Here is a 19,459-nt window from a genome sequence, read left to right as displayed (position 1 = left end):
CAGTTACCGACGCGAGTGATCAAGTACGACGAGCCGTTCGAGGCCCGAGGTTAAAGATCAAGCTAGGGGCCGTCGACGGTTTTCCGGACCGGTACGGGGCCGATGCCGGCTCCGTGGGTGGTGTAGCGCGGGGTGCGGACGGGGGCCGGGTAGGCGAGGTGCGCGAGCCGGCTCTGCTCCTGCCGCATGTGTGTGAGCGACTCGAGGATGTAGCCCACGAGCAGGACGAGCGCGGCGATGGTCATGATCGCGGCGGCGAGGATCGCCGTGGGGACGCGGGGCACCGTGCCCGTGCGGACGAATTCGGCGATGACGGGGATGCCGAGGACGACCGAGATCAGGGCCAGGACGCCGGCGATCACGGTGTGGACGAGGGAGGGGCGCTCACGGCGCGCCAGGTCGAGGATGACCCGCAGGATGCGCCAGCCGTCCCGGTAGGTGCGCAGTTTGCTCTCGCTGCCGGCGGGCCGGACCCGGTAGTCCACGACCACCTCGGCCGTGGGGAGACGGAGGTGCAGGGCGTGGATCGTCATCTCGGTCTCGGTCTCGAACTCCCGGGCCAGCGCCGGGAAGGACTTCACGAAGCGGCGCGAGAAGACCCGGTAGCCGCTGAGCATGTCGGTCACGTCGTTGCCGAACAGGGACCGCACGGCCCCGGTGAGCAGCTTGTTGCCGACCGCGTGTCCGGTCCGGTAGGCGCCGTCGTCCGTCACCCGGCGGGCGCCGACGACCTGGTCGTACGGCCCCTCGAAGAGCAGGTCCACCAGGTCCCGGGCGCGCGAGGCGTCGTAGGTGTCGTCGCCGTCGACGATGAGCACGGCGTCGGCGTCGACGTCGGCGAAGGCGCGGCGGATGACGTTGCCCTTGCCCTTGCGGGGCTCCTGGCGGACGATCGCGCCCGCCGCACGGGCGACCTCCGCGGTGCGGTCGGTGGAGGCGTTGTCGTAGACGTAGACGACGGCCTCGGGGAGGGCCGCGCGCAGGTCGCCGACCACCTTGCCGACGGCCGCCTCCTCGTTGTGGCACGGCACGACACACGCGATCGTCGGTTCCACGACCACTCCCCACTCCTGACCTGAGCAAGCGTCTGATATGGGGTAAATCATGCGATATAAGCGCGTCCGTGGGGTGGGGGCGCGCCGGGTGGCTAGTCTCGCTCTGTGCCGGTTTTCGCCTCTGTGACACGTTCCGTCCGTGATGCCGTTCGGGATGTCTGGCGCGAGGCCGCCAAGTTCGGAGTCGTCGGGGCCCTGGCCTTCGTCGTGGACAACGGCGGTTACAACCTGCTGGTCTTCGGGCTGCCCGGCGGCGCGGCCGGCGGGCCGATGGGAGCCGCTCCCGTCCAGGCGTCCGTCGTCGCGACCGGCGCCGCCACGCTCTTCAGCTGGGCCGGGAACCGCTACTGGACCTACCGGCACCAGCACCGCGAGAAGGTGGCTCACGAACTGGGCCTGTTCCTCGTCGCGAACGGCGTCGGTCTCGCCATCACGGCGGGCACGGTCTTCGCGTCCCGGCAGTTGCTCGGGCTCGACTCGGCGCTCAGCGACAACACCGCCCGCATTTTCGGCTGGGTGCTCGCGACCCTGTTCCGCTTCTACGCCTACCGGCGCTACGTCTTCGTCGCACCCTGAGCCGTCGGCACCCGGCGACCCGCTAGCATCCGGCATATGGGACAAATGCCATGGGTGCCGCGTGCGCAGCGCTGGGTCTGGGGGCTGGCCGCCGTCGCCGCGGTCTGCTGCCTGGGCACGATCCTCGTGTTCGCCCCCGGCTACCTGAGTCCCGACAGCCTCGACCAGCTCCGGCAGGCCAGGGGGCAGACGCCGCTGACCGACTGGCATCCACCCGTGCTCAGCCTGGTGTGGCGTGCGCTCATCGCCGTGACCGGGTCGTTCGCCTCCATGGCCGTCCTCCAGTCCGTCGTCCTCTGGGCAGCGCTCTGGGTGCTGGCCTGGCGCGTCTGGGAGCTGACCGCGAGCCGCGCCGGTTCGCTCGCGGTGCTCGGGCTGGGGGCGGCTCCCTTCGTGCTGACGTTCGTCGGGGTGGTGTGGAAGGACGTCCACGCGGCGTTCGCGCTGCTCGCCACGTGCGCTGTCGCGTTCACCGGGCTGCGGCTGCGGGACAGGCGGGTTCGGCCCGCCGTGCGGTGGGGGCTGCTCTGGCTGGGCGTGCTGTTCCTCGCGTACGCCATGCTGGTGCGCAAGAACGCCTTCGTCGCCGCGATCCCCGTCTTCGTCATGCTGGTCCTCGCGCTGTGGGGCGCACCCGGACGCCGTACGTGGGTGACATGCACGGCGGCGCTCGTGGCCGCCCTCGTCGTGCCGGCCGTCGCCATCTCCCTGTTCGCGCGGCCCCTCCAGACGAAACAGGGCGCGCAGATCATGATCGACGACCTGGTCCATGTGCTGAAGGTGGACGAGCTCCGGTCGGCGGATGTGCCACCCGGCCTGCGCGACCGCCTCGTGGCCGCGGCTCAGGAGTGCAGGCGCGTCGGCGCCCTGTCGGACGCCTACTGGGCCTGTTACGAACGCCCGGCGGACGGGCTGCGCGGGGACTCCGACGAGATCACGTCCCTGTGGCTGCGCGAGATGAGCGGGCATGTGCCGCACTATCTCCAGTACCGGCTGCGGCTCTTCGCGAGTCTGCTGTTCGAGACCGGCTATCCGTACCACCCGGGGGTCAGCCGCAACGACCTAGGCATCGAGGTGGCGCACCCACGGCTGGAGGACATGCTCGACACGTACGTCACCGGCATGACCACGGACGTGCGGTGGCTGTTCCGGGGCTGGTTCTGGCTGGCCGTCGCGCTGGTGCTCGCGATCCGCCCCGGCAAGGGCACCTTCTCGATGCCGGTCCGGGCGCTGGGCATCAGCTCGGCGGCATACATCCTCGGCTATCTGCCGATCATGCCCGCGACGAACTTCCGCTACGTCTACTGGCCGGCGCTCGCCTGCTCCCTCGGCCTGCTGCTGCTCTGGCTGGGCCGGCACACGGCTCCCCCGCGACCGGCGAGCCCCGGCGCCACCGCTGACCGCACCTTGACGGCACGTCAGCCGGCGGACACCGGGGGCCAGTAGACCGTCAGCCGAGAACCGGCAGCAGTTCCGGCAGACAGCCCCCGGCATCGGCTGAACCGCGCCACGGCCGCCCGCCACCACCGATCCCCGGCGCCACCGCCGACCGCGCCGTGACAGCGCAGCAACCGGCGGACACCGGGGGCCAGTAGACGGTCGGTCGCTCAGTCCAGCACCGGCAGCAACTCCGGCAGATGCCCGTCCGACGCCTCCGCCGCCCGCTGGCGCTCCTGCGGGACCTCCCCGTACAGGGTGTTCCGGGGCTTCGCCGGGCGGCCCGCGGCGTCGGCCACCGCGATGAGGTCCTTGACCGACTTGTACGAGCCGTAGGAGGAGCCCGCCATGCGGGAGATCGTCTCCTCCATGAGCGTCCCGCCGAGGTCGTTGGCGCCCGAGCGGAGCATCTCGGCCGCGCCCTCGGTGCCCAGCTTCACCCAGCTGGTCTGGATGTTGGGGATGTACGGGTGCAGCAGGAGCCGGGCCATGGCCGTGACCGCGCGGTTGTCCCGCATGGTCGGGCCGGGGCGGGCGATCCCCGCGAGGTACACGGGCGCGTTGGTGTGCACGAACGGCAGCGTCACGAACTCGGTGAAGCCGCCGGTGCGCTGCTGGATGCCGGCCAGGGTGCGCAGGTGCCCGAGCCAGTGGCGGGGCTGGTCGACGTGCCCGTACATCATCGTCGAGGACGACCGGATGCCCAGCTCGTGGGCCGCCGTGACGACCTCGATCCAGTCCGCCGCGGGCAGCTTGCCCTTGGTGAGGATCCAGCGGACCTCGTCGTCGAGGATCTCGGCGGCCGTGCCCGGGATGGTGTCCAGGCCCGCTTCCTTGGCCGCCGTCAGCCACTCGCGGATCGACATGCCGGTGCGGGTCGCGCCGTTGACGACCTCCATCGGCGAGAAGGCGTGCACGTGCATGCCGGGGACGCGTTCCTTCACGGCCCGCGCGATGTCGAAGTACGCCGTGCCGGGCAGGTCCGGGTGGATGCCGCCCTGCATGCAGACCTCCACCGCGCCGACGTCCCAGGCCTGCTGGGCCCGGTCGGCGACCTGGTCCAGGGACAGGGTGTAGGCGTCGGCGTCCGTGCGGCGCTGGGCGAAGGCGCAGAAACGGCAGCCCGTGTAGCAGACGTTGGTGAAGTTGATGTTGCGGGTGACGATGTAGGTGACGTCGTCGCCCACGGCCGACTTCCGTACGTCGTCGGCGACCTGCGCGAGGGCGTCCAGGGCCGGGCCGTCCGCGTGCAGCAGGGCCAGCGCCTCGTCGTCGGTGAGCTTCGTGGGGTCGTCGGCCGCGGTGCGCAGGGCCTGCCGTACGTCGGTGTCGATGCGCTCCGGCGCCATGCCCGGGGCGGCCGCCTCGCGCAGGGCGCCCCAGTCGCCGTACACCTCGTCGAAGTCGTCCCGGCGGTCCGACGTACGGCCCTCGGAGTCGATCGAGGAGTGCAGGTCCGTGCGGCCGGAGGCGACGAAGACCTCCTCCGGCTCCTGCCACGGCAGGCCCTGCGGCAGGGCCTCGGGGCGGGCGAGGCCCGTCTCCGGGTCGGCCAGCGCGGCCACGTGCGGGCGCAGCCGCGGGTCCAGCCAGGGCTCGCCGCGCCGCACGAACTCCGGATACACGCAGAGCCGTTCCCGCAGTTCGAAACCGGCCGCCCGGGACTTCTCGGCGAGCTGGTCGATCTGCGGCCAGGGGCGCTCGGGGTTGACGTGGTCGATGGTGAGCGGGGACACCCCGCCCCAGTCGTCGATACCGGCGCCGATCAGCCGCTCGTACTCGTCGTCGACGAGGTTGGGCGGGGCCTGGATACAGCCCGAAGGCCCCATGAGGAGGCGGGCGACGGCCACCGTGGCGACCAGTTCGTCCAGTTCCGCGTCGGGCATGCCGCGCATCGCCGTGTCCGGCTTGGCGCGGAAGTTCTGGATGATCAGCTCCTGGACGCCGTGGTAGGCCCGGGAGACCTTGCGCAGCGCGAACAGGGACTCGGCGCGCTCCTCGTAGTTCTCGCCGATGCCTATGAGGATCCCCGAGGTGAAGGGGACGGAGGAGCGGCCGGCGTCCTCCAGGACGCGCAGGCGGACGGCCGGTTCCTTGTCGGGAGAACCGTGGTGGGGGCCGCCCGGCTCGGACCAGAGCCGGGTCGCGGTCGTCTCCAGCATCATGCCCATGCTGGGCGCGACGGGCTTCAGCCGCTGGAAGTCGGTCCAGCTCATGACGCCCGGGTTCAGGTGCGGGAGGAGTCCCGTCTCCTCCAGGATGCGGATGGAGATGGCGCGGACGTAGGCGATGGTGTCGTCGTAGCCGTGCGCGTCGAGCCACTCGCGCGCCTGAGGCCAGCGGTCCTCGGGCTTGTCGCCGAGGGTGATGAGGGCTTCCTTGCAGCCCAGGGCGGCGCCCTTGCGGGCGATGTCCAGGACCTCGTCGGGGGACATGAACATCCCGTGGCCCTCCCGGCGCAGCTTGCCGGGGACGGTGACGAACGTGCAGTAGTGGCACTTGTCCCGGCACAGCCGGGTCAGCGGGATGAAGACGCTCTTCGAGTACGTGATGACGCCGGGGCGGCCGGCCGCCTCCAGGCCCGCGTCCCGCACCCGGGCGGCCGAGGCCGCCAAGTCCTCCAGGTGCGCACCCCGGGCCTGGAGCAGGACGGCGGCCTCGGCGACGTCGAGCGAGACGCCGTCCCTGGCCCGTTTCAGGGCGCGACGCATGGAGTTCTCGGTGGGGCCGGTTCCGGAGGTCGCGGAAGTCGTCATCCTTCGAGCATACGATCGCGCTGATCAACCGGGTCGGGCCCCGTCAGTGGAAGGCCAGCCACCCGATGCCCAGGGCGGACACGAGGCCGCTGAGGACCACGGCGAGCGGCCTGTGGCGGTGCAGGGCGAACCAGACCAGGGCCGCGGTCACGAGCACGGCCGACGTGCCGATCGCGGCGCGCAACAGCCCTTGGCTGTAGCCGTATTCGGTGAAGTGCCGCGCGAGCCACCCTAACCAGGCGATCCTCATGACGGTGCGCTCTCCCCCTGTGCCAGGACCGAGTTGTCAGGTACCTGGAAGATATCCCGTCAGCCCGTCCAGCGCCTTCAGCACCTCCGCCTCCCCCGCCGGCGGCAGTTGCGCCACGACCTCCTCGATGCCCAGGTCGGCGTAGTGGGCGAGCTTGCCCGGGGTCGGGTGGACGGCGTACGGGACGACCTGGAGGGCCTGGGGGTCGCGGCCCGCCTCGGTCCAGGCGGTACGCAGCAGCGGCAGGGACTCGGAGAGGCCTCGGCCGCCGATGGGGAGCCAGCCGTCGGCGTACTCGCAGATGTGGGAGAACAGCTTGGGCCCGGCGGCGCCGCCGACGAGCGTGCGCGGGCCGACGACCGGGCCGCGCGGCTTCCGCACGGGCTTGGGGTGCGCGTGACTGGCCCGGACGCTGCCGAACTCCCCCTCGTACGCGACCGGTTCCTCCGACCACAGCGCCCGCATCAGCGCCATCCGGTCCCGCACCAGCTCGCGCCGGGTGCGCCACCCTACGCCGTGGTCGGCGGCCTCCTCGACGTTCCAGCCGAAGCCGAGCCCGAACGTGAACCGGCCGCCTGACAGATGGTCCAGGGTCGCGACCTGCTTGGCCAGGTCGATCGGGTCGTGCTGGGCGACGAGCGTGATGCCCGTGCCGAGGCCGAGCCGCTCGGTGACGGCGGCGGCCTGGCCGAGCGCCACGAACGGGTCGAGGGTACGTCCGTACTCGCGCGGCAGCTCCCCGCCCGCCGGGTACGGGGTGGTCCGCTCGACGGGGATGTGCGTGTGCTCGGGCAGATACACACCGGCGAAACCGCGGTCCTCCAGCTCACGTGCGAGCCGGGTCGGGGCGATCGTCTCGTCGGTGAGGAAGATCGTTACGGCGATGCGCATGAGCCATCTCTACCCGAGAGGCACTCGACTGTCCATACCGACCGGTCGGCATACTCTGTCCGCATTCTCAGGTGACCGTCGCGATCGCCGCGTAGCCGGTGCCGGCCTCGGCGGTGGCCCACAGGAGGGCGGCGACGGCGCTGTAGGGCGCGATGCGGTGGTAGGGCAGGCGGGTGGCGCCCGCGAGGTGGGGGGTGAGCGTGCGGAGCACCGGGACGAAGCGGGCCAGGAACACGGCCTGGCCGCCGCGGCGGTGCATCCGGGTCTCGGCGTTCCGCCAGGCGGTGGCCGGGACACGGCTGCCGAGGCGTCCCGTGCGCAGGCGGTCGCCGAGCAGGGCTCCGGTGCGGTGGCCGAGCAGGTCACCGGCCACCGCGGCACCCGCCGCGACCCCGACGACGAGCGGCAGGCTCAGGTGCCCGGTGCGGGCCAGCGCCCCGGCCGCCAGAAGCAGGCCGAGGGTGGGGACGAATGCGCCGACCAGGAGGACGGACTCGGCCAGGACCGCCACCGCCAGGACCGCGTAGGCGGTGGTGGCGGGGACGTGGCCGAGGACGTCCGAGGGGACGGTCACCGGCGGGCTCCGGTGACGTCGTACAGCACGTCCCGCGCGCCCGGCGCGTCGCGGCACGGGCGCCGCAGCTGCCAGACCCTGGCCGGGGGCAGGTTCGCCCACACCGACCAGCGGCCGGTGGCGTACCGGAGTCGGTAAGCGGCCATGACCTCCTCGACGGCGTGGTGCCGACGCGCTTCCGCGCGGGAGGACAGCAGGGCGCGGGCCTGCCGGGTGCCCCGGTAGGCGAAGTAGGTGAGGGTGCCGCCGGGGTGGAGGAGCTCCAGGTACCGGGCCATGATCGTTTCGACCTGGCCGGGGGTGAAGTTGGTCAGGGGCAGGCCGGAGACGATCACGTCGTAGCGCTGTTCGCCCGGCAGGTCCTCGACGTAGGAGCGGTGGACCCGGACCCGCTGGGGCTCCCCGGCCAGGAAGGGGTGCGTGCCGACGAGGCGGCGCAGCCGGCCGGCGAAGCGGGGGTTGGCCTCGACGACGTCCAGACGGCTGCCCGGCGGCAGCTGCGGGATGAGGGCGCGGGTGACCGCTCCGGTTCCGGCTCCCGCCTCAAGGACGGTCAGCGGCCGTGGCGCGAGGGCGCGCACCGGGTCGGTCAGGGCACGGGCCAGGGCCTTGCCGCTGGGGGCGACGGCGCCGGTGGTGCGCGGATCACGGGCCGCTTCGGTGAGGAACGTCCAGTCCATGGTTCGGGAATCCATGGTTCGACGCTAGGAAGCGGTCCGTGCCCGGAAATCCTTCGTTGTGCGGCGGTCCTCCCCTACGAAGGTAGGGGGTCGAGGGCGACCGAGGTCGGAGGCCGGACAGGCCCGGCCCGCCTAGGATCCGGGGAGTGATGCGGAGTGTGAGCCTGCTGTGGGGCACCTACGGGCGCTGGTGCCTGGTCGTGCTGCTGACCGCCCTCGCCGTGCTGAACAGCGCCTCCACCGCCGGCGGCCGGTACGTCACGTCGGCCACCGTCACGGCGGTGCTGTGCGGAGTGGCCCTGCTGGCGCGCCGGTTGCCCTGGTACGCCTCCGCCGTGCCGGCCACTGCGGCGACCGGGCTGTGGGGATGGCCGCTGCTGCCGCTGCTGCTCGTCGTGCTGTTCGACCTGGCGGCGCGCCGGCGTGCCCGGGTCGCGGTGGGCTGCGCCGCGGCCGCGCTGGGCGCCAACCTGCTCATCCCCCCGGCGGTCTCGCTGTGGACCCCGCAGCAGTACGGCTCCACCCTGTTCGTGCTGCTGGCCCTGGTGGGCGGGCTGTGGGTGGGCAACCGCCGCCGGCTGCTGAAGGCGCTGGGCGACCAGGTCGAGCATCTGCGGATCGAGCGGGAGTTGCGCGAGGAGGCCGCCCGGGCCGCCGAGCGGTCGCGGATCGCCGCGGAGATGCACGACGTACTGGCCCACCGCCTGAGCCTGATCGCCCTGCACACGGGCGTCCTCGCGACCCGCAACGAGCAGTTGCCCGCGCCGGTCGTGGAACGCCTGGCCCTGCTGCGCACCGCCTCCACCGAGGCCCTGGCCGACCTCCGCGACGTCCTCGGAGCCCTGCGCGACCCCGGGTCCGAGCCCGCCGAGGCCACTCCCGTCCCCGTCCTGCGCGACGTGGACGCACTGGTCGAGCAAGCACGGGCGGCGGGACAACAGGCCGAGCTGCGGGTCGACGGCCGGCCCGAGGAGGCTCCCGCCGCGCACCGGTTGGCCGTCTACCGGCTCGTCCAGGAAGCATTGACGAACGCCCGTAAGCACGCCGAGGGCGCCCCGGTACGCATCCAGCTCTGCTACCGGCCGCCCGCCACCACCGTGGAGGTCACCAACGCCCCCGGCGGCCCGGCCGCACACGCCGTCACCTCCGGTTTCGGACTGGTCGGCCTGCGCGAGCGCGTCACCGCCCTCGGCGGCCACCTGCACGCCGGACCCGGCGGGGCCGGCAGCTGGCGGCTGGCCGCCCGCATCCCGCACCCCGCCGCCGTCGAACAGAACGGCACCCCCGCATGATCCGCGCCATGATCGCCGACGACGACGCCCTGGTCCGCCTGGGCCTCACCGACCTGCTCGACGGCGACCCGGGCATCGAGGTAGTCGCGCAGGCCTCCGACGGCCTGCACGCCGTCGAGCAGGCCACCGTGCACCGCGTCGACGTCGCCCTCGTGGACGTCCGCATGCCCCGCATGGACGGCATCACGGCCACGGCCCGGCTGCGCGCCCTGCACCGTCCCCCGAGGGTGATCACGCTGACCACCTTCGATCTCGACGAGTACGTCTACGACGCCCTCGCGGCCGGGGCCGACGGCTTCCTGCTGAAGGACACGGACCCGGCCGAGATCCTGCGCGCCGTCCACCTCGTCGCCGCGGGCTCGGCGATGCTCCACCCCAGCGCCGCCCGCCGCCTCATCGACCGCTACCACCGCTCGGGCGGCCCGCGGGCGACCGCCGCCCGCGCCCGCCTCGACCGGCTCACGCCCCGGGAACGCGAGGTGCTGACCCTGCTCGCCCAGGGGGAGACCAACGCCGACATCGCCGACCGTCTCGGCATGCGCGAGAGCACCGTCAAGGCCCACGTCAGCCGCATCCTCACCGCGCTGGAGGTCGCCAACCGGGTGCAGGCGGCCCTGCTGGCACGCGACGCCGGACTCACCGCCTGAACTCCCTGGCCGACCCGGCCTGTTCGGCTGTTTCCCGCCGCCGGATCCCCTTCCCTTACACGCCGGTTCACGGCTCAATACAAAGGTTGCACGCACCACCCCTGCACCACCCATGCCATGTCAGCGGACGACACCTGGGGAGCAGCAGTATGTGCGAGGACAACCACGGCGGGCTCGGCCGGCGCGCTCTGTTCGTGACGGGAGCGGCTGCCGCGCTTACGTTGGGAAGCGTGAGCTTCGCTTCAGCGGCCGACGGGAACCAGGGCGACCGGGACCAGGAGAGCAGAACGGTGCGCGGCACCCTGCCGCCCGGCTCCCCCGACTTCGTGTACGTGCCGGTCGAGGTCCCGGCCGGCGTCCGGGAGATCAAGGTCGCCTACACCTACGACCGCCCGTCCGTCCCGGCCGGCACGACCGGCAACGCCCTCGACATCGGCATCTTCGACGACCGCGGCACCGAGCTCGGCGGCCGGGGCTTCCGTGGCTGGTCGGGCGGGGCGCGCACGGAGTTCTTCATCCGTGCGGACGAGGCGACGCCCGGCTACATCCCGGGCCCGGTGCGCGAGGGCACCTGGCACATCGCGCTCGGCCCGTACACGGTCGCCCCACAGGGCCTGTCGTACGAGATCACGATCACGCTGACGTACGGCGAGCCGGGCGAGGCCGCCCGGCCCGTGTACCCGCCGGACCGGGCCAGGGGCCGGGGCCGTGCCTGGTACCGGGGCGACTGCCATCTGCACTCCTGGTATTCGGATGGCCGTCGCACCCCCGCCGAGATCGGGGCGCTGGCGCGGGCGGCGGGGCTGGACTTCATCAACTCCTCCGAGCACAACACGCACGCGGCGCACGCCCACTGGTCGGACGTGGCCGGGGACGACCTGCTGGTCATGCTGGGCGAGGAGGTCACCACGCGCAACGGTCACGTCGTCGCGCTCGGCACCGACCCGGGCACCTTCGTCGACTGGCGCTACCGGGCCCGCGACAACCGCTTCGGCCGGTTCGCCCGCCAGATCCGTCGCGCCGGAGGCCTGGTCGTCCCGGCCCACCCGCACGCCACCTGCGTCGGCTGCAACTGGAAGTTCGGCTTCGGCGAGGCGGACGCGGTCGAGGTGTGGAACGGCCCCTACACGCCCGACGACGAGGTGGCCCTCGCCGACTGGGACAGCATGCTGGTGGCCTCCGTGCGGGACGGGCGCGACTGGATCCCGGCGATGGGCAGCAGCGACGCCCACCGCGACCCGGACCCCGTCGGACGGCCCCAGACGGTCGTCCTGGCCGACGACCTGACCCGACGGGCGATCCAGGAGGGTATCCGGGCGGGACGGTCGTACGTCGCCGAGTCCGCCAAGGTCGAGCTGTCGTTCCGGGCGTCCGGCGCACGCGGCGAACACGCGGGCATCGGCGAGCGGTTGCGGGTGGACCGCGACACCCCGGTCACCGTCCGCCTGGAGGTCACGGGCGCCCCGCGCTGCACGGTCCGCTTCGTCACCGACCAGGGCGTGCTGCACACCAGCGCCCCGCTGCCGGTGTCCGGCTCGGGTGTCGTCGAGTGGCGGACGACCCCGTCCTACGCGGCGTACGTACGGGCGGAGGTGCGGCACGAGGCGGCGGCGGGGCCGGTGCCGGGGGTGCTGGCGGCGTTCACGAACCCGATCTTTCTCGGACGTCAGTGAGAGCGGGTGTGGGGCCCTTCAGGGGGTACGCGGCGGAGTCAGTCCACGACCTGTGGATCACGGAAGTAGTGGACGACCGTCACTCCCATGCCCGGAGTGTGCGTGTACACGACGGTGATCGCCTCAGCCGAGTCACCGGCCAGGGGCGTGGTGTACGTGTATTCCACGGACGGAGGCCGCCAGCCGGGGATCTCGCGGCCGCCGGGTCGCGGGCGATGGCGACGAGCGCCTCCCGGACGACTTCCCGCTCCCCCTCCGTCAGGTCACCGAACGCCTTACGCACAGGCTCGGCCTCCTCCAACGGGACTTCGTTCACGCGCCGCCGCCCCCGGCTCGCGCCTCTTCAAGAGCCGCCATGATGTCGGGCGAATTCCTGATCAGCACCCGGTGCCGGTAGGCCCGGACCACGGCTGCGGCGCCCGTGAGGTCGTTGGTCGGGGAGGCTCCTATGGCGGCCGCAAGCTCCTCCTCGAACCGCTCCCGGTCGCCCGGGAAGCCGTAGCGGCTGAGCGCACTGCGCAAATCGTCCACGGTCCGGATCTCCGGCAGCGGCATCGCTGTCCAGCCGTGCTCGGGCTGTGCACTCATGATCTGCTCCTGATGAAAGGGCATCGCTCCACCTCCCAGTATGGCGCCGCCCGCCCTGGACGGGCATCGCGCTCCATGGCCTACGGCCCGCACAGCCCCGCTCACCACGCTGCCGCTCCGCCCCCGCACTCGGCCCACAGCAGTTTGCCGCCCTTCGACGCGCCCAGCTCGCGGAACACCGAGGCGCCCCACGCGTCCGCGCAGGCGCGCACGAGAGGGAGGCCGCGGCCGTGCTCGGCGTCCGGTGGGGGCGCCGGGGATCCGCCGTTCGAGAAGCCGGGCGGGACACGAGGGTCTGTGTCCCATACGGCCACACGGAGCCGGCCGGGCTCCGCCGAGCGGACGCGGAGGGCGTACGGCCCCTCGGTGTGGCAGTGCGGGTTCGCCAGCAGTTCGGCGGCCAGGAGTTCCGCCGTCGGGACGAGTTCAGGCATCTCGTGAGCGGCGAGAATGAGTCTGAGGGTGCCGCGTGCGATGCCGGCTGCGCGTGGATCGTGCGGCAGGTGCAGGGTGTAGTTCCAGGACGGGGATACGGTGGCCATCGGAAGTCTCCGATCACTCAGGGAAGTTGGGGTCTTGCCTACGGTGCCCGGTGTCTGTGCCATGGCGTCCCACGGTGCGCTTCCGGGCGGGGTGCCCGGGAATGAAGATAGAGGCTCTGCAAAGCTGCTTTGCTCCGCGAGCGGGCCGGCCTGACCTCGACCGAGGCCGCACAGATGCTCGGCACCAGCTCGGGTCAACTCAGCAACGTCGAGTCGGCCAGGTTCGGAGTGAGCCCGGACCGGGTCCGGGCAATGGCCAACGTCTACTCGTGCACGAACCAGCACTACATCGACGCCCTGGTGGACATGGCCGGAGAAAAGACACGCGGCTGGTGGTGGGACGCGTACCGCGAGGTGCTTCCGTCGGGGCTACTCACCCTCGCCGAGCTGGAGCATCACGCAACGGCCATCCGTACCGCCTTCACCTCGCACATCCCCGGCATGCTCCAGACCACTGAGCACGCCCGGGAGATCTTCAGTCAGGCGATCCCGACTCCCACCCCGCCGGAGGTGGAGCACCGCGTCTCACACCGCATCAAACGCCAGGACGTGGTGTTCCGGGAGAACCCGAATCCGTACAGCACCGTCATCCACGAAGCCGCCCTGCACATGCGGGTCGGTGGCCGAAGGGCGGCCCGTGAGCAGCTCAAGCATCTGATCGACATGAGCGAGCGGGACCACATCACCCTTCGGGTACTTCCCTTCGGCGTCGGGGCGTTCCCGGGATCAGGCCAGTCCATCAACTACCTCTGCGGTCCCGTACCGGAGCTGGACACCGTGCAACTGGACCAGTTTCACGGTCCCGTACTGCTCGACGCCGAGGCACATTTGGAGAGGTACCGACGGCTCTTGGACGTCGTCGAGGCCGCCGCGCTCAGCCCCGAGAAGTCCCGGGACCTGATCCACGCCATCGCCCAGAATCTGTAAAGGAGCCGGTATGCCCACGCACCGCTGGCAGAAGTCGTCGTACTGCCAAGAAGGGGAGGCCTGCGTCCACATATCCGTCAGCCCCGACTCCGTCCACATAACCGACCGCTCCGACCCGCCCCAAGTCATCCTCACCACCAGCCACACCGCATTCCGCGCCCTGCTCTCCTACGCCAGGTCGGCCACCACCGCCGCGTGATCCGACGGCCACACCCCGTCCACCGGGCCGTCGCACGCCCGCCGGACGTCCCGTACGCGGCCCAGTCCGCCGGGGCCGGGCGGGCCCACGTGGATGTAGTCGATGCGCACGCTCGGCTCGTGGGTCTGCGCCACGTACGGGTTGGCCGCGTCCCAGGTGGCGCAGGGCGCGGCCGGGTCGGCGTACTCCCAGGCGTCGAGCAGGACCTGGCCGGGCACGGCCGGGGCGGTCTTGTAGCCGCCGAGGAGACGGATCTCGTCGGAGTCGGGCCAGGCGTTGAGGTCGCCGGTGACCACGGGCGGGAACGGGGTGTCGCCGCGGTGCCGGGCGACGAACCCGGCGAGCGCGGCGACCTGGCCGCAGCGGACCGCGGAGGCGTCCGGGGCGGAGGTGAAGTGGGTGGTGAAGAAGGGGATTTCGTGGGTGGGGCCGGCCAGGCGGGCGTAGAGGGCCAGCCGGCCGTCGTTCACGTCGGCCGGGGCGGGCAGCGGCAGCATGGCCCGGTCCACGACCGGCCATCTGCTGAGCACGGCGTTGCCGATGTCCACGGTGGGGTCCCCGATCCGCCGCCGCCAGCGCTCCGGGGCGGGCGAGGGGGCCCAGGCGCAGTGCAGGCCCAGCTCACCGGCCAGCCACTCGGCGAGGTTCTCGCCGTCGGCGGCCCACACCTCCTGGAGGCCGACGATGTCTGGGCGCAGCTCCCTCAGGGCCGTCAGAATCGCCTTCTGCCGTGCCTGCCAGGGCCCGAAGCGCCACCAGAGGTTCCAGGTCACGATCCGCATCCGCAGCCACCCGCTCTCGTCCCGCCGCGTCAGGGATCATTGAAGCAGGAACCATTGAAGAAACCGTGAGAGCTTGGTGCGAAGGAGACCCCCGACGATGTCCCGCCTCACCGACCTGAGGTTCCGCGCCGCCACGTCCTTCCAGCGCCGCATCAACCCGCTCATGCGCCGCCTCCCCCTCCAGACGGTCCTGGAGACGAGGGGCCGCGTCTCGGGCCTGCCCCGCCGCACACCGGTGGGCGGCCGCCGCGTCGGCGACTCCTTCTGGCTGGTGTCGGAGTTCGGCGAACGGTCGCAGTACGTGCGCAACATCAAGGCCGATCCTCGGGTGCGGGTGCGGATCCGGGGGCGGTGGCACACGGGGTCCGCGCACCTGCTGCCGGACGACGACCCGGTGGCGCGGCTGCGCCGGCTGCCCAGGTTCAACGGCCTGGGGGTGCGGGCGTTCGGGACGGATCTCCTGACCGTGCGGGTGGATCTCCGGAAGACAAAGGGCTCGTGACGCTCGCTGCCCGTGTGATCCCCGGTAGGTCAGCCGCCCGTGGTGGCGAGCTTTGCCGCGAACCCGAGGAAGAGGGCCCCGGCTCCGCTGGTCAGCCCCGCCGACAGGCGCCGGCGGCGGCGGAACTGGGCCGAGAGGTAGGTGCCGCCGAGGATCAGCAGGGTCACGTAGCCGACGCTGATCACCTGGTAGATCAGCGCGAGCAACCCGAAGGACAGCGCCGGGTGCGGATAGGACGGGTCGACGAACTGCACGAAGAAGGAGATGAAGAAGAGGATCGCCTTCGGGTTGAGCAGGGTGATCAGCAGCGACCGGCGGAACGGCCGCTCGCCGTCCTGGGCGCCCTCCGGCCCTTCGGCCGGTGCTGCCACCTCGCGGGTGCGCCACATCTCCCATGCTCCGCGGATCATCCCGAAAGCGATCCAGGCCAGATAACCGGCACCCGCGTACTTGATGACGGAGAAGACGAGTTCGTTGGCGCGCAGCAGCGAGGAGAGCCCCGCGGCGGTGAGCAGCATCAGCAGGGTCTCGCCGATGAACACGCCCGCCGCGGCCCTGTACCCGGTACGCACACCGCGCCGTGCCGCCACGGACAGCGTGTAGAGCGAACTGGGCCCTGGAAGCAGAATGATGAGGAGTGTCCCCAGGGCGTAGGTGGAGAGGTTGGAGACTCCCAGCATCTGCTGCTCCCTTCGAGGCGGCTCATGGCTCTGGCGGCTCACCGCCCGTGGCGGCTCACGGCTTCCCGGCGTTGAGCGTAGTCCCCGGTGGGAGAGGCGCGTGAAGGTTCTTCCCCGGCGATCTCCTCACCCCGGCCAGACGATCGCCTGCACCTCGCTGTACGCGTGCAGGGCGTACGAGCCGACGTCCCGGCCGACACCGCTCTTCTTGAAGCCGCCGAAGGGGGCCTCCATGTTGCGGCCCACGGTGTTGATCCCGACACCGCCCGCCCGCAGGCGCCGCGCCACCCGGAAGGCCCTGGCCACGTCGGACGACCAGACGTAGTCGATGAGGCCGTAGTCGGTGTCGTTGGCCAGGGCCACGCCCTCCTCCTCGTCGTCGAAGGGGATGACGACCACCACCGGGCCGAAGATCTCCTCGCGGGCCACGCGCATGTCGTTGGTGCAGTCGGCGAGGAGGGTGGGGGTGACGTAGAAGCCGGTCGGCAGGCCGGGGCGTGCGCCGCCCGTGACGGCCACCGCGCCTTCCTTTCGGCCCAGTTCGACGTACGACTCGACCCGGTCCCGGTGTGCCGTCGAGATCACCGGACCGACCACCGTGTCCGGCTCCCGGGGATCTCCCACCTTCAACCGCCGTGCGTACTCGGCCAGTTGCCCGACCAGGCGGTCGTGGATCCCGCGCTGCGCCAGCACCCGGGTCGGTGCCGTGCAGATCTGGCCGCTGTAGAAGGAGAAGGTGGTGCCGATCCCGGCGACCGCCGAGCCGATGTCGGCGTCGTCGAGGACGATCGCCGCGCCCTTCCCGCCCAGCTCCATCAACTGCCGCTTCATGTCGCGGCCGCACGCCTCGGCGATGCGCTGCCCGACCGCCGTGGAGCCGGTGAAGCTGACCATGTCGACGTCCGGCGACGCCACGGCCGCCTCACCGACCTCGGTCCGTGCGCCGCTGACCACGTTCACCACACCCGGCGGCAAACCGGCGGCCTCCAGCGCCTGAGCCATCCGGTAGACCGACAGGGGATCCTGGGGCGCCGGCTTCACCACGACCGTGTTGCCCATCGCCAGGGCGGGGGCGATCTTGCCGGCCGGGTTGGCCCAGGGGTTGTTGTACGAGGTGATGCACGTGACGACCCCGACGGGCTGGCGGACGGCGAGTGCGCCCATGACGCCCGCCCTGCCCATCGGACCGGCCTCGTTGATCTGCGGCGGGATCGCCCACTCGCCGGGCTCCACGCGCGCGTAGCGCCGGAAGCGGGCGGCGGCCACCCCGACCTGCATGCCGCGTGCGGTACGCGTGGTCGCGCCGGTCTCCGCCCGGGCCAGCTCGGCGTACGGCACGAGACGGTCCCGGATGATGTCCGCGGCGCGGGCGAGGACCGCGGCCCGCTCCTCCGGAGGCGTGGCCGACCACGGCCCGAAGGCCTCGCGGGCCGCGGCGCAGGCCGCGTGCACCTGATCCCGCGAGGCCTCCGGCGCCCACCCGACGGTCTGCTCGGTCGCCGGGTCGATCACCTCGTAGTGCCCGCCGTCCGGCTCCACCCACGAGCCGCCGACGAAGAGCGGCTGCCGTGCCGTCACCTGGTGCTCACCGTCTCCGTGTCCCGGCCCGAGCGCAGCACCCGCCCCGGCACGGCTCCCGTCACCACGTCGTCCCGGATCGCCTCGACCCCGTTGACCCACACGGCCCGCACGCCCAGCGCCCGGGAGTCCAGCCGCGGGCTGTCACCCGGCAGGTCGTGCACCAGGGTGGCCGGGCCCGCGTCGATCCGCTCCGGGTCGAACAGGACGAGGTCCGCATGCCAGCCCTCCCGCACCCGCCCCCGCTCCCGCAGGCCGAAGAGCCGGGCGGGGTCGCCGGTCAGCATCTTCACGGCCTGCTCCAGACCGACCAGCTTCCGGCCGCGCAGGCAGTCGCCGAGGAACCGGGTCGTGTACGGCGCCCCGCACATCCGGTCCAGATGCGCACCCGCGTCGGACCCGCCGAGCAGCACGTCCTCGTGCTGCCACGTCTGCGCCCGCAGCGCCCAGGACGCCGGGTCGTTGTCGGGCGGCATCGGCCACAGCACCGTGCGCAGCTCGTCATTGGCGCAGATCTCCACCAGGCACGCGAAGGGCTCCTGGCCGCGCTCCTCGGCGACGTCCTTGACCACCCGCCCGGTCAGACCGGCGTTCGCCTCGCTGTAGGTGTCGCCGATGACGTACCGCCCGAAGTTCGCCAGCCGCCGGAAGACGCCCGCCTCCTTGGACAGGGCGCGCCGCAGCATCCCGTCCCGTACGTCCGGGTCGCGCAGCTTCTCGATCCGCTCGGGCACGGGCAGTCCGAGAATCGGCCCCCACCCGGGGATGAGGTTCAGCGCGCAGAAGGTCCCCAGCGACATGTTCATCGGCGTGAGGATCGGCATGGTCAGCGCCACGACCCGGCCGCCCGCCTTGCGCGCCCGCTCGCTCGCCAGCAGCTGCCGGGGCACCCGCTCGGGCACGGCCGCGTCGATGGTCAGGACGTTCCAGTTCAGCGGCCGCCCCGCCGCCGCGCTCATCTCGACGAACAGGTCGATCTCCGCGTCGCTGAACTGGTCGAGACAGCCCGCGACGATCGCCTCGAGCTGCGTGCCCTCGTGCTCCCCGACGGCCCGCGACAGCGCCAGCAGCTCGGCCGGCCCGGCGTGCCGGGAGGCGACCGGTTTCCCGTCGCCGTCGGAGTGGCTGGTCGACTGGGTGGTGGACAGCCCCCAGGCCCCGGCGTCCATGGCCTCCCGCAACAGCCCGGCCATCGCCGCCAGTTGCTCCCCGGTCGGCTGCCCGCCGATGGCCTTGGGCCCCATCACGTACCGCCGCAGCGCACAGTGCCCCACCATGAACCCGGCGTTGACGGCGATCCGCCCCTCCAGGGCGTCCAGGTACTCCCCGAAGGAATGCCAGTTCCAGGGCGCCCCCTCCTCCAGCGCCACCAGCGCCATGCCCTCGACCCTCGACATCATCCGCCGCGTGTAGTCGGCGTCCTCGGGGCGGTCCGGGTGCAGCGGCGCGAGTGTGAAACCGCAGTTCCCGCCGGCGACGGTGGTGACCCCGTGGTTGAGGGAGGGCGTGGCGTACGGGTCCCAGAAGAGCTGGGCGTCGTAGTGGGTGTGGGGGTCGACGAAGCCGGGGGTGAGGACGAGGCCGGTGGCGTCCTCGGTGGTGCGGGCCGCTTCGTCGACCGTCCCCACGACGGCGATCCGCCCGTCTCGGATGCCGATGTCGGCGGTGTAGGCGGGCGCACCTGTTCCGTCCACGACGGTCGCACCCTTGATGAGGTGATCGAGCATGACCACTCAACTCCTTCAGCTGGATGCCTTCAGGGGCGCGGGGCTGTATCGATTTGCGGCTCCGCCGCGTGGGCGCGACCAGCCACGAACCACCCGCACCCGC

The 19,459-nt window shown here is 72.1% G+C and carries 21 protein-coding genes; 8 read left to right on the top strand and 13 right to left on the bottom strand.

What is annotated here, in order from left to right:
* Nucleotides 1-62: 62 nt before the first annotated feature.
* Nucleotides 63-1,061 (bottom strand): glycosyltransferase family 2 protein, encoded by a 999-nt coding sequence (locus AOQ53_RS27605; protein ID WP_059421337.1) that lies wholly within the window; start codon nt 1,059-1,061, stop codon nt 63-65.
* A gap of 117 nt (nt 1,062-1,178) precedes the next feature.
* Between AOQ53_RS27605 and AOQ53_RS27600 the strand changes: the two genes are divergently transcribed.
* Entirely contained in the window at nt 1,179-1,631 is a 453-nt protein-coding gene (locus AOQ53_RS27600) for a GtrA family protein (protein WP_174523361.1), read from the top strand.
* A 36-nt stretch (nt 1,632-1,667) separates the two neighbouring features.
* A complete protein-coding gene (locus AOQ53_RS27595) occupies nt 1,668-3,077 on the top strand; it encodes a hypothetical protein (protein WP_059421333.1) in 1,410 nt (469 codons plus the stop codon).
* Nucleotides 3,078-3,238: 161 nt separating this feature from the next.
* On the opposite strand, the gene AOQ53_RS27590 is transcribed toward AOQ53_RS27595, so the two are convergent.
* The 5 genes from AOQ53_RS27590 to AOQ53_RS27570 form a co-directional block, all read right to left on the bottom strand.
* Nucleotides 3,239-5,824, bottom strand: coding sequence for a bifunctional FO biosynthesis protein CofGH (locus tag AOQ53_RS27590; RefSeq protein WP_059421332.1), 2,586 nt, complete (start codon nt 5,822-5,824; stop codon nt 3,239-3,241).
* A gap of 43 nt (nt 5,825-5,867) precedes the next feature.
* Nucleotides 5,868-6,074 (bottom strand): hypothetical protein, encoded by a 207-nt coding sequence (locus AOQ53_RS27585; protein ID WP_059421331.1) that lies wholly within the window; start codon nt 6,072-6,074, stop codon nt 5,868-5,870.
* Nucleotides 6,075-6,110: 36 nt separating this feature from the next.
* Nucleotides 6,111-6,965 carry an LLM class F420-dependent oxidoreductase gene (locus tag AOQ53_RS27580; protein ID WP_059421330.1) on the bottom strand — a complete coding sequence of 285 codons (855 nt, stop codon included), beginning with the start codon at nt 6,963-6,965 and terminating at the stop codon, nt 6,111-6,113.
* 67 nt (nt 6,966-7,032) lie between these two features.
* Entirely contained in the window at nt 7,033-7,539 is a 507-nt protein-coding gene (locus tag AOQ53_RS27575) for a DedA family protein (protein ID WP_059421328.1), read from the bottom strand.
* On the bottom strand, nt 7,536-8,234 hold the full coding sequence (locus AOQ53_RS27570; protein WP_059421326.1) for a class I SAM-dependent methyltransferase: 699 nt from the start codon (nt 8,232-8,234) through the stop codon (nt 7,536-7,538). The genes AOQ53_RS27575 and AOQ53_RS27570 overlap by 4 nt, the downstream gene beginning before the upstream one ends.
* A gap of 134 nt (nt 8,235-8,368) precedes the next feature.
* Between AOQ53_RS27570 and AOQ53_RS27565 the strand changes: the two genes are divergently transcribed.
* From AOQ53_RS27565 to AOQ53_RS27555, 3 genes are all read left to right on the top strand, one after another.
* Nucleotides 8,369-9,511 (top strand): sensor histidine kinase, encoded by a 1,143-nt coding sequence (locus AOQ53_RS27565; protein WP_059421324.1) that lies wholly within the window; start codon nt 8,369-8,371, stop codon nt 9,509-9,511.
* The gene (locus AOQ53_RS27560) at nt 9,508-10,158 is read left to right on the top strand and encodes a response regulator (protein WP_059421322.1); all 651 of its coding nucleotides are present in this window, start codon (nt 9,508-9,510) and stop codon (nt 10,156-10,158) included. The genes AOQ53_RS27565 and AOQ53_RS27560 overlap by 4 nt, the downstream gene beginning before the upstream one ends.
* Before the next feature lie 149 nt (nt 10,159-10,307).
* Nucleotides 10,308-11,831 (top strand): CehA/McbA family metallohydrolase, encoded by a 1,524-nt coding sequence (locus AOQ53_RS27555; protein WP_059421320.1) that lies wholly within the window; start codon nt 10,308-10,310, stop codon nt 11,829-11,831.
* Between the two features lie 38 nt (nt 11,832-11,869).
* Here AOQ53_RS27555 and AOQ53_RS47485 read toward each other — a convergent pair whose 3' ends face one another.
* The 3 genes from AOQ53_RS47485 to AOQ53_RS27545 all read right to left on the bottom strand — a co-directional run bounded on the left by AOQ53_RS47485 (nt 11,870) and on the right by AOQ53_RS27545 (nt 12,961).
* On the bottom strand, nt 11,870-11,998 hold the full coding sequence (locus AOQ53_RS47485) for a hypothetical protein (protein WP_269085474.1): 129 nt from the start codon (nt 11,996-11,998) through the stop codon (nt 11,870-11,872).
* Nucleotides 11,999-12,143: 145 nt separating this feature from the next.
* Complete coding sequence (locus AOQ53_RS27550; protein ID WP_063888989.1) at nt 12,144-12,419, bottom strand: hypothetical protein; 276 nt, start codon at nt 12,417-12,419, stop codon at nt 12,144-12,146.
* Between the two features lie 101 nt (nt 12,420-12,520).
* A complete protein-coding gene (locus tag AOQ53_RS27545; RefSeq protein ID WP_059421316.1) occupies nt 12,521-12,961 on the bottom strand; it encodes an ATP-binding protein in 441 nt (146 codons plus the stop codon).
* A gap of 129 nt (nt 12,962-13,090) precedes the next feature.
* Between AOQ53_RS27545 and AOQ53_RS27540 the strand changes: the two genes are divergently transcribed.
* Both AOQ53_RS27540 and AOQ53_RS27535 read left to right on the top strand, forming a co-directional pair.
* The gene (locus AOQ53_RS27540; protein WP_059421315.1) at nt 13,091-13,888 is read left to right on the top strand and encodes a helix-turn-helix domain-containing protein; all 798 of its coding nucleotides are present in this window, start codon (nt 13,091-13,093) and stop codon (nt 13,886-13,888) included.
* Between the two features lie 10 nt (nt 13,889-13,898).
* Entirely contained in the window at nt 13,899-14,087 is a 189-nt protein-coding gene (locus AOQ53_RS27535) for a DUF397 domain-containing protein (protein WP_059421313.1), read from the top strand.
* On the opposite strand, the gene AOQ53_RS27530 is transcribed toward AOQ53_RS27535, so the two are convergent.
* Nucleotides 14,057-14,869, bottom strand: coding sequence for an endonuclease/exonuclease/phosphatase family protein (locus AOQ53_RS27530; protein ID WP_059421310.1), 813 nt, complete (start codon nt 14,867-14,869; stop codon nt 14,057-14,059). The genes AOQ53_RS27535 and AOQ53_RS27530 overlap by 31 nt on opposite strands.
* Nucleotides 14,870-14,966: 97 nt before the next feature.
* Here AOQ53_RS27530 and AOQ53_RS27525 point away from each other — a divergent pair, with 97 nt between their 5' ends.
* Nucleotides 14,967-15,371, top strand: a complete 405-nt coding sequence (locus AOQ53_RS27525; RefSeq protein ID WP_059421308.1) for a nitroreductase/quinone reductase family protein — start codon at nt 14,967-14,969, stop codon at nt 15,369-15,371.
* 29 nt (nt 15,372-15,400) lie between these two features.
* Here the strand turns inward: AOQ53_RS27525 and leuE are convergent, their stop codons facing one another.
* The 3 genes from leuE to AOQ53_RS27510 all read right to left on the bottom strand — a co-directional run bounded on the left by leuE (nt 15,401) and on the right by AOQ53_RS27510 (nt 19,356).
* Nucleotides 15,401-16,051, bottom strand: coding sequence for a leucine efflux protein LeuE (gene leuE / locus AOQ53_RS27520; protein ID WP_059421306.1), 651 nt, complete (start codon nt 16,049-16,051; stop codon nt 15,401-15,403).
* 126 nt (nt 16,052-16,177) lie between these two features.
* Nucleotides 16,178-17,629, bottom strand: a complete 1,452-nt coding sequence (locus tag AOQ53_RS27515) for an aldehyde dehydrogenase family protein (RefSeq protein ID WP_059421304.1) — start codon at nt 17,627-17,629, stop codon at nt 16,178-16,180.
* Nucleotides 17,626-19,356 carry an N-acyl-D-amino-acid deacylase family protein gene (locus tag AOQ53_RS27510; protein ID WP_059421302.1) on the bottom strand — a complete coding sequence of 577 codons (1,731 nt, stop codon included), beginning with the start codon at nt 19,354-19,356 and terminating at the stop codon, nt 17,626-17,628. Before AOQ53_RS27510 ends, AOQ53_RS27515 begins: the two co-directional genes overlap by 4 nt.
* Between the last annotated feature and the right edge of the window lie 103 nt (nt 19,357-19,459).

Origin of the sequence: Streptomyces azureus, from assembly GCF_001270025.1 — a bacterium.
Lineage (GTDB): Bacteria > Actinomycetota > Actinomycetes > Streptomycetales > Streptomycetaceae > Streptomyces > Streptomyces azureus.
This window is presented reverse-complemented; position numbering and strand designations above follow the sequence as displayed.

What these genes read in the sequence shown, in the direction of transcription:
- AOQ53_RS27595 (WP_059421333.1), top strand. Translation starts at nt 1,668, where the DNA reads ATGGGACAAATGCCATGGGTGCCGCGTGCGCAGCGCTGGGTCTGGGGG.
- AOQ53_RS27590 (WP_059421332.1), bottom strand. Translation starts at nt 5,824, where the DNA reads ATGACGACTTCCGCGACCTCCGGAACCGGCCCCACCGAGAACTCCATG.
- AOQ53_RS27585 (WP_059421331.1), bottom strand. Translation starts at nt 6,074, where the DNA reads ATGAGGATCGCCTGGTTAGGGTGGCTCGCGCGGCACTTCACCGAATAC.
- AOQ53_RS27580 (WP_059421330.1), bottom strand. Translation starts at nt 6,965, where the DNA reads ATGCGCATCGCCGTAACGATCTTCCTCACCGACGAGACGATCGCCCCG.
- AOQ53_RS27570 (WP_059421326.1), bottom strand. Translation starts at nt 8,234, where the DNA reads ATGGATTCCCGAACCATGGACTGGACGTTCCTCACCGAAGCGGCCCGT.
- AOQ53_RS27565 (WP_059421324.1), top strand. Translation starts at nt 8,369, where the DNA reads ATGCGGAGTGTGAGCCTGCTGTGGGGCACCTACGGGCGCTGGTGCCTG.
- AOQ53_RS27560 (WP_059421322.1), top strand. Translation starts at nt 9,508, where the DNA reads ATGATCCGCGCCATGATCGCCGACGACGACGCCCTGGTCCGCCTGGGC.
- AOQ53_RS27555 (WP_059421320.1), top strand. Translation starts at nt 10,308, where the DNA reads ATGTGCGAGGACAACCACGGCGGGCTCGGCCGGCGCGCTCTGTTCGTG.
- AOQ53_RS27550 (WP_063888989.1), bottom strand. Translation starts at nt 12,419, where the DNA reads ATGAGTGCACAGCCCGAGCACGGCTGGACAGCGATGCCGCTGCCGGAG.
- AOQ53_RS27545 (WP_059421316.1), bottom strand. Translation starts at nt 12,961, where the DNA reads ATGGCCACCGTATCCCCGTCCTGGAACTACACCCTGCACCTGCCGCAC.
- AOQ53_RS27535 (WP_059421313.1), top strand. Translation starts at nt 13,899, where the DNA reads ATGCCCACGCACCGCTGGCAGAAGTCGTCGTACTGCCAAGAAGGGGAG.
- AOQ53_RS27530 (WP_059421310.1), bottom strand. Translation starts at nt 14,869, where the DNA reads ATGCGGATCGTGACCTGGAACCTCTGGTGGCGCTTCGGGCCCTGGCAG.
- AOQ53_RS27525 (WP_059421308.1), top strand. Translation starts at nt 14,967, where the DNA reads ATGTCCCGCCTCACCGACCTGAGGTTCCGCGCCGCCACGTCCTTCCAG.
- leuE (WP_059421306.1), bottom strand. Translation starts at nt 16,051, where the DNA reads ATGCTGGGAGTCTCCAACCTCTCCACCTACGCCCTGGGGACACTCCTC.
- AOQ53_RS27510 (WP_059421302.1), bottom strand. Translation starts at nt 19,356, where the DNA reads ATGCTCGATCACCTCATCAAGGGTGCGACCGTCGTGGACGGAACAGGT.